The organism is Streptomyces sp. NPDC051018, from assembly GCF_044456085.1.
Lineage (GTDB): Bacteria > Actinomycetota > Actinomycetes > Streptomycetales > Streptomycetaceae > Streptomyces.
The window spans coordinates 414,138-426,542 of the sequence record NZ_JBITFN010000004.1 but is presented as its reverse complement, the minus strand read 5'-3'; the positions used below and the strand labels follow the sequence as shown (position 1 = coordinate 426,542).

10 protein-coding genes are annotated in these 12,405 nt (G+C 71.2%); 1 reads left to right on the top strand and 9 read right to left on the bottom strand.

All coding sequences use genetic code 11. From position 1 onward, the window contains the following. Positions 1 to 35 precede the first annotated feature (35 nt). From ACIBCM_RS10600 to ACIBCM_RS10560, 9 genes are all read right to left on the bottom strand, one after another. Positions 36 to 662 (bottom strand): MBL fold metallo-hydrolase, encoded by a 627-nt coding sequence (locus ACIBCM_RS10600; RefSeq protein ID WP_399241620.1) that lies wholly within the window; start codon positions 660 to 662, stop codon positions 36 to 38. 12 nt (positions 663 to 674) lie between these two features. Further along, entirely contained in the window at positions 675 to 1,943 is a 1,269-nt protein-coding gene (locus ACIBCM_RS10595; RefSeq protein WP_399241619.1) for an alpha/beta fold hydrolase, read from the bottom strand. Positions 1,944 to 2,509: 566 nt separating this feature from the next. Beyond that, positions 2,510 to 3,808 carry a sensor histidine kinase gene (locus ACIBCM_RS10590; protein ID WP_399241618.1) on the bottom strand — a complete coding sequence of 433 codons (1,299 nt, stop codon included), beginning with the start codon at positions 3,806 to 3,808 and terminating at the stop codon, positions 2,510 to 2,512. 311 nt (positions 3,809 to 4,119) lie between these two features. Beyond that, positions 4,120 to 4,698, bottom strand: coding sequence for a hypothetical protein (locus ACIBCM_RS10585; protein ID WP_399241617.1), 579 nt, complete (start codon positions 4,696 to 4,698; stop codon positions 4,120 to 4,122). A 122-nt stretch (positions 4,699 to 4,820) separates the two neighbouring features. Continuing rightward, positions 4,821 to 5,981: an ROK family glucokinase gene (locus tag ACIBCM_RS10580; protein WP_399241616.1), complete on the bottom strand. Its 1,161-nt coding sequence runs from the start codon at positions 5,979 to 5,981 to the stop codon at positions 4,821 to 4,823. Between the two features lie 495 nt (positions 5,982 to 6,476). Next, complete coding sequence (locus tag ACIBCM_RS10575; protein WP_399241615.1) at positions 6,477 to 7,307, bottom strand: ATP-binding cassette domain-containing protein; 831 nt, start codon at positions 7,305 to 7,307, stop codon at positions 6,477 to 6,479. Beyond that, positions 7,274 to 8,338, bottom strand: coding sequence for an ABC transporter permease (locus tag ACIBCM_RS10570; RefSeq protein WP_399241614.1), 1,065 nt, complete (start codon positions 8,336 to 8,338; stop codon positions 7,274 to 7,276). Before ACIBCM_RS10570 ends, ACIBCM_RS10575 begins: the two co-directional genes overlap by 34 nt. Beyond that, positions 8,335 to 9,351, bottom strand: a complete 1,017-nt coding sequence (locus ACIBCM_RS10565; RefSeq protein ID WP_399241613.1) for a sugar ABC transporter substrate-binding protein — start codon at positions 9,349 to 9,351, stop codon at positions 8,335 to 8,337. Before ACIBCM_RS10565 ends, ACIBCM_RS10570 begins: the two co-directional genes overlap by 4 nt. Before the next feature lie 659 nt (positions 9,352 to 10,010). Continuing rightward, positions 10,011 to 10,784, bottom strand: a complete 774-nt coding sequence (locus ACIBCM_RS10560; RefSeq protein ID WP_399241612.1) for a GntR family transcriptional regulator — start codon at positions 10,782 to 10,784, stop codon at positions 10,011 to 10,013. 101 nt (positions 10,785 to 10,885) lie between these two features. Between ACIBCM_RS10560 and ACIBCM_RS10555 the strand changes: the two genes are divergently transcribed. After that, positions 10,886 to 11,890, top strand: coding sequence for a Gfo/Idh/MocA family oxidoreductase (locus tag ACIBCM_RS10555; RefSeq protein WP_399241611.1), 1,005 nt, complete (start codon positions 10,886 to 10,888; stop codon positions 11,888 to 11,890). Positions 11,891 to 12,405 lie beyond the last annotated feature (515 nt).

Sequence of the window (12,405 nt, the reverse complement as noted above, 5' to 3'; positions counted from 1 at the left end):
GGACGGGGCACGGTCCGCCGTCCCGCCCCGGGCGGTCAGACGTCCGTGCTCCGGCCCGGGTCCAGCCGCTCGTGGTCCGCACCGCCGAGCGTGCCCAGGTGCCGGTCGTACAGAGGGCGGGCGATATCGGTGAGCAGGGCGTCGTGGATATCGACGGTGAGACGGGGCTTGATCTCCCGTACGTAGTCGATCACCTCGGAGATCTTGTTCCACGGTGCCTGTACGGGGACCATCAGCGTGTCCACCGTCTGACCGGGCACGGTGAGGGCGTCCCCGGGGTGGAAGAGCGAACCGTCCACCAGGAACCCGACGTTGGTGATCCTCGGGAGATCCGGGTGGATCACCGCGTGCAGTTCACCGTGGACCTGGACGTCGAATCCCGCCGCCGTGAACGTGTCGCCGTGGCCGACGGTGTGGACGCGCCCCGGGAACGCCGCCGAGAGACCGTCGGCGACGCTCCGCAGGGTCCAGACCTCGGCCCCCGCCTCCAGGGTCGCGCGGACCCGGCCCTCGTCGTAGTGGTCGGGGTGCTCATGCGTGATCAGCACGGCGTCCGCGCCGGCGGCCGCGTCCTCCTCGCTGAACCCTCCGGGGTCCACCACCAGGGTCGCCCCGTCCTTCTCCAGCCGGATACAGGAGTGCTTCTTCTTGGTGAGCCTCATACCCCCATCCTGCTACGGCCTCGGCGTTGTCTCCTCCTGGATGACGGCGTGGACGACGGCGAAGGCGGAGTTCGCGGCCGGGACCCCGCAGTAGACGGCCGTATGGATCAGGATCTCCTTGATCTCGGCGGGGGTGAGCCCATTGCGCAGGGCGGCGCGGGTGTGGACAGCCAGCTCGTCCAACTGCCCGCCCGAGACCAGCGCGGTCAGGGTGATCACACTGCGGGTGCGCCGGTCGAGGCCCTCCCGGTTCCAGACCTCGCCCCAGACATAGCGGGTGACCAGGTCCTGGAAGTCGGCGGTGAAGCCGTCCGCACCGGCCGTCGCGGCGTCCACATAGGCGTCACCGAGCACCTCCCGGCGTACCTTCATACCCGGTTCGTACGGGTCGGGGCGGCCGGAGACCTCGGGCTCGGGTGCGGCGGGGGCGATCTCGGCGACCGGGACCACCGGAGCGGAGACCGCGGGCACCGGGGCGGCGGCGGTCTGCTGGACCGGGATCGCGGACAGCGTGTCCTGGGGGGACCCGGCGAAGTGGGCCACCAGCAGGTCGGTGACGGCGGCCGGCTGCTCCACGGGCGCGAGATGCGAGGCACCGGGCACCAGCGCGAGCCGCGCGTCCGGAATACCGGCGACCAGCGTGCGGGCCTCGGCCGGGCCGGTCACCTGGTCCTCCGAGCCGACGAGTACGAGGGTCGGGACCCCGATACGCCCGAGTTCGGCCCGGACGTCGAAGGCCGCGAGCGCCTCACAGGCGGCGATGTAGCAGCCGGGATCGGTCGTCCGCACCATCTGGACGGCCCACTCGACGATCGCCGGCTGGGCGGCGGCGAAACCCCCGGTGAACCAGTTCTCGGGCGCGCTGCGGGCCATCGGTTCGAGGCCGTTCGTCCGCACGACCACCCCGCGCTGGCGGAACTCGTCGGCCGTCCCGAACCGGGGCGAGGCGGCGACCAGGGCGAGGGATGCGACCCGGTGCGGATGGCGCAGCGCCAGGTCGATCCCGATCGCGCCGCCGATGGAACAGCCCGCGTAGCCGAAGCGCTGGATTCCGAGACCGTCGAGGGTGGCGAGCAGCCGGTCGGCGAGCTCACCGACGGCGTCGGCGGGATGGGCGGGGGCGCCGCCGTGACCCGGCAGGTCGTAGCGGAGGATCCGCCAGTCACGGGCCAGATCGGCGATCTGCCTGTCCCACATGTGCCATGTGGTACCCAAGGACGGGCCCAGGACGACGACCGGGGCGTCTTCCGGCCCGTCACAGCGGTATTGCAGGCTGTTCATCGGTGTCTCACTCACCCGCCCGACCCTCTCATCTGTCACGAGATCTCACATCTCCGGGGTGGACCTAGGTGCTGTGACCGGAAAGGTTCACCGGCCCGCGACGCCCTGCACAGCACTTCGCTGCGTTGTCGGACCGCGCGAGTACGGCGAGTACGAGCTGCGGAACTCCGCCTTGCGCCGCATCACCCGTCCACATCATCCCAAGGCAATACAACTAGCGGGCCCTGCCCCGCTCCGGCACCGCCGGACCTGTCGGCGAGAGCCCGGGGAAACGTCTCCGGTATGTACCCGTGGCCGTGTCGGCAGTGGGTCCTCCGGGCACGGGCCCTCCTTCGGTCGCTTCCGTATCCGCGACGTCCCCAGGGGCGCCGAGCAGCCGCCTCGCTCTGTCACCCCGCTGCCGGACGGCACCGGAGGACCTGACGGACGAGTACCGGACGGCTCGGCGCCGCCGGGCGGGACCGCCGTGACCTCGATGCCGTCCGCGGGCAGGATCATCTTGAACCCGGTGCGTACGAGTGCCTGATCGTCGGCGATGACCGCGCGCAGCGGCGGCGGGGCGGCGCTCACACCGCGCTCCGCGGTATGCGGGCGCTGACCCGGTAACCACCGGTCCGGGTCGGTCCGGCCGTCAACTCGCCCTGGTAGACGGAGAGTCGCTCGCGCAGCCCCAGGTGGCCGCGGCCGTTGCCCTCCACCGGTGGGGACCCCTTCGCGCCGCCGGTGTCCGTGACCTCGATCTCCAGCCAGTCGTCGGTGTACCCGACGGCGACGGACGCCTCCGCGCCGCGAGCGTGCTTGATCGTGTTGGTCAGTGCCTCCTGCACGACGCGGTACGCCGCGAGGTCCGCTCCGGGCGGCAGCGGGTCCGACGGGAGCGACACCCCGACGCTCACGGGCGTCCCGGCGGCCCGCACCCGGGCGACCAGTGCGTCGAGCTGCGCGAGTCCCGGCTGCGGCTCCAGGCCCTCGGGTCTCCCCTGGTCCGGCCCCGCCAACAGACCCATCACATGGCGCAGTTCGGCCATGGCGGCCCGGCCACCCGCCTCGACGGCCAGCAGTGCCTCCTTCGACTGCTCGGGGACCGTGTCCATCACTTTGCGGGCCGCACCCGCCTGGATCACCATCACGCTCACATTGTGGGTCACGACATCGTGCAGTTCGGAGGCGATGCGGGCACGCTCCTCGTCGACGGCCCGGCGCATGGCCTCCTCCTGGGCCTGCTGCAGTTCCCTGACCCGGTCCCGGCTGGACGCCAGCCGCAGTTGCAGGAAGCGGACGAAGCTGGCCAGCATCCCGGCCACGAGCAGCACGAACCCCGGACTGGACCATCCCGGGAGCACGGGTTCGGCGTTGCGGAAGGCGAACCCGGACACTCCGGCGGCGACCGCGAGGAGGGCGATCGCCAGCATCCGGTAACGGCTGTACACGACGGCGCTGTAGGCACTGACGACACAGGCCAGGACGGTGATCCAGGGGGCGGAGCTGCCGATGGCCAGGCTCGCGCCGAGCACCGTCGCGAAGACGGTCAGCGGGTGGCGGCGGCGCAGCGCCAACGGCAGCGTCGACAGGACGACCAGGGCCCAGGGCACGGGAGGCGGCTCCTCCTCAACGGGCAGGGCACCGAAATCGGGCAGCGTGGGCGGTACCGGGATCCCGGTACCGCCGTCGATCCGGGGAGGGTCCACGTTCACCGGCCCGCCACCGGGATAGCGCACCGCGGCATACAGGGCGACCACGGTCAGCAGCACCGCCAGCACCACATCGACGCGCGCCGCCCGCTCGGACAGCGGAGCCGCCTTCGCCTCGGGGCGCAGCGCGTGGATGAGCTGTCGGCGCCGGTCGCGCCGGTCTTCCGTCTCCATCCGTACAGTGTGCTGCGCTCTGTGCCCGGTCCGCGTCCGCCCATCCGACCGGGTCATTGTCCGCGAGGAGTACTCCTCAGGTAGGAGTCCGCGGCATGTTCATCCGCGGGAAGGCACCGATGTTGTTTCCGCGGCCGACGCGTACGAGGGGCGTCGGCCCCTCGGGCAACCGGCTGGAGATCCACACGGGCATGGCCGACTTCCCGTCGGCGTCTCACCGACGGGCCCTGGGGTAGTGACTCATGCCGGGGAGGGCGGAGGCCCCTCTCAGTCACTTACGGGCATCCTCGATCACTTACGGTCGCACTCGATCAGGGAGTGGTGGTGGAAACGACATACACCCAGGGGCTGTCGGTTTCGGTCAGATCGACGGTGATGTGCTGGGTCGGCCGCGGCTTCCGCTGCGGATTGGTGGTCCCGAACCAGTCCCGGCGGCCCGGTGAGAAGTCCCAGCCGGCCTTCTCGGCGTCGCGCGAACCGATGGCGACCACCCCCTCCTGGAGCGCAGCCCGACTGCTGCCGATGTCCTCCAGGAAGAGGTCGAGCCCCGCGGACGTCGTCCTGAACTGCACGTACAGCCTGCTGGTCTTCCAGTTGCTGGTCTCGTAGTACTTGACCTTCTTGGAGTTCGGGGGGATGGGCACCTCGAAGACCCGTCGCTTCATCTGCGACGGCCACTTGCCCACCAGTCCGGTCGCCGAGGACTCGGCCGCCTTGTCCCGCCCGCTGGCGCGGCTCTGCTCGGCGGAGACCACGAGATATCCGGCCGGGATGCCCACGAGCAGCACGATGATGATCGCCGTCAGCCAGCGACGGATGATCATGTGCCGCCGTCCTTCGGGCGGCCGGAAGCTGTCGTCGGGGGACGCGGGCTGTCGGGGCACGGTCATGAATGGGTTCCTGCGTGGGGGCCAGAGGAAGTGAAGTCTACGGGGAGCGGGGTTCGGCGCGGGCTCCCGGTGGGCGGGGCCCGGGTCGGGCCCTGAGCGGGGCTACGGCTCCCTGCGCCGGGTTATGGCTCCCTGGCCGGGCGGGTGGTGGTGGAGTTGCGCAGGACCTGGGCATAGCGCTCGTACCGCTCATGGCGTTCGACCCGGCGGCGGTTGGTACGGCGGAAGCGGCGGGCCACGAGTCGTGCGAGATCGGCCGCGCCGACCATACCGGCCTCCGGACCCAGCTGGGCCTTGGTGATCCGGGCCTCCGGACGGTATCCCCGGCCCGTCAGATGCCGGCGGAAGGCGTCCCGCGCGGGCCCGATGAGCAGGTCGTCCGCCGCGCTGACCCCGCCGCCGATCACAAAGCACGACGGGTCGAGCGCGGCGGCCAGATTCGCGATACCGACGCCCAGCCACTGGCCGATGTCCTGGAACAGCTCCACGCACATGGCGTCGCCCTCACGCGCCAGCTCCGTGATCAGCGGTCCCGTGATGTCGGCCACGTTGCCGCCGACCCGGTCGATCAGGCCCTGCGCGACCGGGGAGTCCGCCACGGCCAGTTCCCGCGCCTCGCGCACCAGGGCGTTGCCGGAACTGTACTGCTCCCAGCATCCCCGGTTGCCGCAGGGGCAGCGATGGCCGCCGGGCACGACCTGCATATGCCCGAACTCGCCCGCGACCCCGTACTTGCCCCGTTTGACCTGCCCGCCCTCCAGGATCGCGCCGCCGATGCCCGTGCCGAGCGTGATCATGACCAGATGGTCCTCGCCCCGGCCGGCGCCGAAGCGCCACTCGGCCCAGGCGGCGGTGTTCGCGTCGTTGTCGACGAGTACGGGGACGGCGAGGCGGGCCGAGAGCGCGTCGCGCAGGGGCTCGTTGCGCCAGGCCAGATGCGGGGCGAACAGCACCTTCGAGCGGTCCGCGTCCACCCAGCCCGCCGCGCCGATGCCGACGGCGTGGACGTCGTGGCGGTCGGAGAGGTCGAGGACGAGTTCGCAGATGGTGTCCTCGACGACCTTGGGGCTCTTGGACTTGTCCGGTGTCTCCGTACGGACCTTCTCCAGGATGACCCCGTCGGCGTTGACGACTCCCGCCATCACCTTCGTCCCGCCGATGTCGATACCGACGGTGGGTACGCGGGGCGCGGTCAGATGCGACCGCCGCTCGCGCGTCCCGACGGTACGCAGGACGGTGGCGCGGGCGGAGCCGCGGTCCGGGAGGTCGCGATAGGTGCTCATGTCCCTGCGGGGTGTCGGGGGCGGGGGCGGGGGTGGGCGGGGCCACCGGAGCCCTGATTCTGCCACTAGGCGGGGTTGGGTGGGCGTCCGCGATGGTGGTCGTCTTCGTCCTCGAACGCCGGACGGGCTCGGGTGCGGGGGCGGGCCATGCCACGGGGGCCGTGGCTCGGGTCCGTCCTCAAACGCCGGACGGGCTGGAGTGAGGCCCCCCTCGGGGGCAACCCGAGCCACTGCACCCGTAGCCGAGGTCCGTCCTCAAACACCGGACGGGCTGGACAATGCGGCCCAGGCCCACCACCAGGACGACAGGCCGGGAGCGGCTGCCCCACACCAGAAGCAACCCGAGCCACCGCATCCGTAACCCAAGTACGTCCTCAAACGCCGGAGGGGCTGGAAAATGCCCCGTACCAGAAGCAATCCACGCCGCCGGGCCGTGGCCCGGGTTCGTCCTCGAACGCCGGACGGGCCGGGAGTGCGGCCCCTCCTCCGGGGCGGTCAGCCGGGGGTGGGGGACGCGGGGCGGGAGAGTTCGTGGCGGAGGTCGTCCAGGTCGCTGCCCCCCGCCATCTGGCGGGTGAGTTCGTCCAGCGTCACGGAGTCCTTCGTATGGCTGCCCGACATCGTCCCGCGCTTCAGCAGGACGAAGCGGTCGCCGACCATGTACGCGTGATGCGGGTTGTGCGTGATCAGTACGACGCCGAGCCCCGCGTCCCGCGCCGCCGCGACGTACTTCAGGACGACTCCGGACTGCTTCACCCCCAGCGCCGCCGTGGGCTCGTCCAGCACGAGGACCTTCGCGCCGAAGTACACCGCGCGGGCGATCGCGACGCACTGCCGCTCGCCCCCGGAGAGCGTTCCGATCGGCTGGTCCACATCGCGGAGGTCGATCCCCATCCGGAGCAGTTCCGCGCGCGTGGTCTCCCGCATGGTGCGGACGTCGAGGCGTCTGAAGGGCCCCGCCCCCTTCACCGGCTCGGAGCCGAGGAAGAAGTTCCGCCACACCGGCATCAGAGGCACCACGGCCAGGTCCTGGTAGACCGTGGCGATGCCCCGGTCGAGGGCCTCGCGCGGCGAGGAGAGCGCGGTCTGCTCGCCCTCGATGGAGAACGTGCCCGCGTCGTGCCGGTGCAGACCGGCGGCGATCTTGATGAGCGTGGACTTGCCGGCTCCGTTGTCGCCGAGGACACAGGTGATCTCCCCGGCACGGACCTCCAGCGAGACCCCCTCCAGCGCACGGATGTTCCCGTAGTACTTACTGACCCGGTCCAGTTCGATCAGTGCGGGCCGGCCGTTCATCGTGTCGCCTCCGCCCTCTTGCGGACCCATGCGTTGAGCAGCGTGGCCAGGAGCAGCATCGCCCCCAGGAAGAACGTGAACCAGTCGGGGTTCCACTCCGCGTAGACGATGCCCTTGCTGGTCATGCCGAAGATGAACGCGCCGACCGCCGAGCCGATGGCGGAGCCGTACCCTCCGGTGATCAGACAGCCGCCGATGACCGCCGCGATGATGTACGTCAGCTCATTGCCGACGCCCTCGCCGGACTGGACCACGTCGAACGAGAACAGCAGATGCTGGCCGGAGACCCAGGCGGCGAACCCGACGCCCAGGTAGAGGCCGATCTTGGTCCTGACCACCGGCACACCGACCGCGCGGGCCGCGTCCGCGCCGCCGCCGACCGCGAAGATCCAGTTGCCGAAGCGGGTGCGCAGCAGGATCCAGGTCGCCAGCGCGACCAGGGCGAACCACCACAGGATGGTCACCTTGAGGGTGACATCACCGATGACGAGTTCGGAGGCGAACACCTTCTTCGCCGACGCGAAGCCCTCCATGTCGCTGATGGAGTCCGAGGAGACCCGGCCGGTGATCAGCTTGGTGAAGCCGAGGTTCAGTCCGGTCAGCATCAGGAACGTACCCAGCGTGATGATGAAGCTGGGCAGCCTCGTCCGGGTGAGCAGGACGCCGTTGAAGACCCCGACCGCCAGGGTGACGAGCAGCGACACCAGGACGCCGACCCACACGTTCGCCGTCATCTGATAGCTGAACATCGACGAGATCAGGGCGGAGCTGGTGACCAGCACACCGGCCGAGAGATCGAACTCGCCGCCGATCATCAGCAGGGCGACCGGTACGGCCATGATCCCGATCGTGGAGGCCGCGTACAGCACGGTCGAGAAGCTGGACGCCTGGAGGAAGGAGTCCGCGACGAACGAGAAGAAGACGAAGACGGCGACGGCTCCGACGACGGAGCCCAGCTCGGGCCGGCCCATCAGTCTTCGCAGGGGGGAGGTCCGCAGCAGGCGCTCGTCGCCTCCCGTTCCCGTGTCGCGAGCGCCGGCCGGTGGTGCGGTCGCGCTCATCGGGTACCCCGCCCGGTGTAGTCCTCCAGCCGGGCCGCACTGTCCCCGCTGACGATCTGGGGTCCGGTCAGGACGGGCCGCCCGCCGCCGAGAGCATTGGCGTTGTAGCGGTGGAGCCAGAGCAGATCGACGGCCTCGTACCCCTGGAGATAGGGCTGCTGATCGACGGCGAAGCCGAGGGCGCCGGTCCTGAGGGCCGCCGCCACCTTGGGGTTGAGGTCGAAGGTGCTGATCTCGGCCTTGCTGCGGGCGGTCTCCTTCGCGCGGACGGCCGTGTCCGCGAAGGGCGCGCCGAGGGTGACGACCGCGTCGATGGAGCGGTCGGTCTGGAGCTTGGCCTCGATGGACGCCTGGACGTCGGGCATATTGGTGCCGTCGACGTACAGATTCTGCATCGCGCCGCCGAACGTCTTCTTCGCACCGGCACAGCGCTGCTCATGGCCGACGTTGCCCTGCTCGTGCAGCACGCACAGGGCCTTCTTCCGGCCCCGCTTGTCCAGCTCGTCACCCACGGCCTCACCGGCGACGGTCTCGTCCTGGCCGATATGGGTGATCGCGCCGTACGCCGCCGACTGCCGCGAGCCGGAGTTCACCGTGATCACGGGGATGCCGGCCGCGACGGCCTTCTTCACGACGTCCTTCATCGCGTCCGGCTTGGCGAGCGTGACGATCAGCCCGTCGACCTTCTTGTCGATCGCGGTCTGGACGAGCTGGGCCTGCTGCTGGCCCTCGTCGTTCTTGGAGTAGAGGAAGTTGATGTTGTCCTTGGCCGCCGCCTCGGTGGCGCCCTTCTGGACGATGTCCCAGAAGGTGTCGCCCTCGCCCGAGTGGGTGACCATGGCGAAGGTCCAGCGGGGCGTGCTCACCGCGGCCTTTCCGGCCGCGGCGGTCCGGGCCTCGCGGGCGTCCGCCGCGCGCTTGCCGCCGGTGCTGCTGCATCCCGCCAGGGAGGCCCCGAGCACCGTCGCCAGCAGCGCGAACAGCGCGCGTGCCCCTGTTCTTGCCCTTGCCACGCTGCCGTGCCCTTCTTGCCGTACTTCTCGGTGCGGCCGGGGCGAAATGTCGCGCCCCGGCCGCCCAAGTATGTGTCACGGCAGGTCGGGGGGTGGGCAGCGGGTGTGGAGGGGTACTTCGCGAGGCGCTCGCGAGCACGCGTTCCGGTACGCGCCGGGGCGCTGCAACCCGTACGCACCGGGGTGGCCGTGTCCTCGGGCACCGGGGTGGTCATCCGCGGGTGCCGTCGCTCGTGAACTTCTCCCGGGCGTCGGTGTACGTCGGTGTCCTGGGCCCCTCGCCGCCGGAGCCGCCGCACCCGGCGACGAGGACCAGGGCACTCGCGGCGAGCAGGGCAGCTGCCGTGCGAGGGGTGCGCCGGTGTTCCGCCTCTCTCCCGGCCGCGCGGTTGCGGCTGGCGAGTCTTTACGGCGGCCATGCGACTCCGTCAAGATTTTTGTCCGGACATTCTGAGGTAACAGACATTCTTGGGCGATTCAGGGCTTTCGAGTCGCAATGCCCCGGGGCGGAGACCGCAGGGTGGTTCGGACCGGGCGGGGCCGGGTGGGCCGGAGACGGTACGCCGGGCCGGACGCAGGGCCCAGGGGGGCAGAGCCGTGGCGGTGCCGCGGGCGGGTCGGACGATACGCCCGGTGGCCCGGAGACCGTGGCGGTGCGCTCAGGGGCGTACGAGCAGCTGGAACTCGAACGCGTACCGCGAGGCACGGTAGATGTGCGAGCCGAACTCGACGGCCCGTCCCGTGTCGTCGAACGTGATCCGCTCCATCGTCAGCACCGGGCCGCCCGCCTCCTCGCCGAGAAGCTCGGCCTCGGCGGCGGTGGCCGCCCGCGCGCCGACCGACTGCCGGGCGCTGTGCAGGGTGATCCCGGCCGCCCGCATCATCCGGTACAGACCGGTGGCCTCCAGCTGCTCCGTGTCACAGGCCAGCAGTCCGGCGGGCAGCTCGTTGACCAGGAGGGCCATGGGCTCCCCGTGGGCGTACCGCAGCCGTTCGATCGACCGGACCTCGGCACTCTCGGCGATACCGAGGGCGCCGGCGGCCCGGGCGCCCGCCGACCCGACGGTGTTGCGCAGCACGACCGTCGCGGGCCGCTGGCCCGCCGCCTCCAGGTCGTCGTAGAGGCTGCTCAGCTCCAGCGGGCGCTTGACCTGGGAGTGCACGACCTGGGTGCCCACCCCGCGGCGGCGCACCAGCAGGCCCTTGTCGACGAGTGACTGGATGGCCTGGCGCACGGTCGGGCGGGACAGCCCGAGCCGCCCGGCCAGCTCTATCTCGTTGCCGAGCAGGCTGCCGGGAGTGAGGGCTCCGCGCTCGATGGCCGATTCCAGCTGCTGGGACAGCTGGAAGTAGAGCGGGACCGGGCTGGTGCGGTCCACGCTCAGCTGGAGCGACGGGGACGCGTCCGTCTCTGATCTGGGCTGCTTGGGCACAGAGTGAGCGTAATCGCCTCTCAAGTTGACGGGAAGTCGTGAAGTTCGGTTGTCAGGACAAAGCCTTGACACGGTAGGCGGCACCCCATCATTTTTGGCGCATGCGCATCGGACTCATCGGTACGGGCCGGATCGGCACCTTCCACGCGGGCGTACTCAGCCGCCACCGGGAGGTCGGCTCACTCGTCGTGGCGGACGCCGACCCCGCACGGGCGGCGGCGGTCGCCGAGCGGACGGGAGCGACGGCGGCGCCCAGCGCTCATGAGGTCTTCGCCTGGGGCGTGGACGCGGTGGTGATCGCCTCGGCGACCGCCGCGCACGCCGAGCTGATCGGGCGCGCGGCCCGTGCCGGGCTCCCCGCGTTCTGCGAGAAGCCGATCGCGGTGGATCTGCCCGGCACGCTCGCCGCCCTGCGCGAGGTCGAGTCCGCCGGGACACTGCTCCAGATGGGTTTTATGCGCCGATTCGACGGGGGCTATCTCGTCGCCCGCGATCTGGTGCGCTCAGGGCAGCTCGGGCGGCTCCACACCGTACGCGCCATCACCTCCGATCCGGCGCCGCCGCCCGCCGCGTATCTGCCGCTCTCCGGCGGGCTCTACCGGGACTGCATGGTCCATGACTTCGACATCCTGCGCTGGGTGACCGGGCGCGAGATCGCCGAGGTGTACGCGACCGGTGCGGACGGGGGCCCGGCGATGTTCCGCGAGGCGGGTGATGTGGATACCGCGGCGGCGCTGCTGACGCTGGACGACGGCACGCTCGCGACGGCTACGGCGACGCGCTGCAACGGCGCGGGCTACGACGTACGCATGGAGCTGGCGGGCGATCTGGACCAGGTGGCGGTGGGCCTCGACGACCGTACGCCGATCAGCTCGACGGAGCCGAAGGGGCCGCCGCCCGCGGACAAGCCGTGGGCCGGATTCCTGGAGCGGTTCGGGCCCGCGTACGAGGCGGAGCTGGACGCGTTCGTCCGGCTGGTGCGCGGGGAGACGGAGAATCCGTGCGACGGGCGGGAGGCGTTGGCGGCGCTGAGGGTGGCGGAGGCGTGTGAGGTGTCGCGGCGGGAGGGGCGGCCGGTGCGGGTGGAGGAAATCGGGGTCGGCTGACCCCGGGCCCCGGGCGCGGCCCGTTGCCCTGGGCGCCTGCCCTGGGTGGCCCGGTTCGCGGTGGGCGCGCGGCGTCCCGAGGGGTGCTCCACTGTCGTGTACGTGGCCTGTACGCACCGGGCCCTCCGCGGATGCCCCTGCGACAGCACAGGCTCCTGGCGGGGGCTCCGCCCCCACACCCCTGCGCCTCAAACGCCGGCGAGGCTCAAAGAGGGAACCCGCACCCCGGCCCCACAGAAGCTCCGCCTCCCCGCCTCAAACGCCGGCGAGGCTGAAACAGACAACCCAGTCCCCGGCAGGCACGCGGTACCGGCAAGGCACTCCGGCATCGCGCACGTCGCCCCCGCGCACCGGTCCCACCACGAAAGCCCCTGCGACAGCGCAGGCTCCCGGCGGGGGCTCCGCCCCCACACCCCCGCGCCTCAAACGCCGGCGAGGCTGAAAGACAGAACCCGCACCCCGGCCCCACAGAAGCCCGCCCCTCCCCGCCTCAAACGCCGACGCGGCCGAGATAG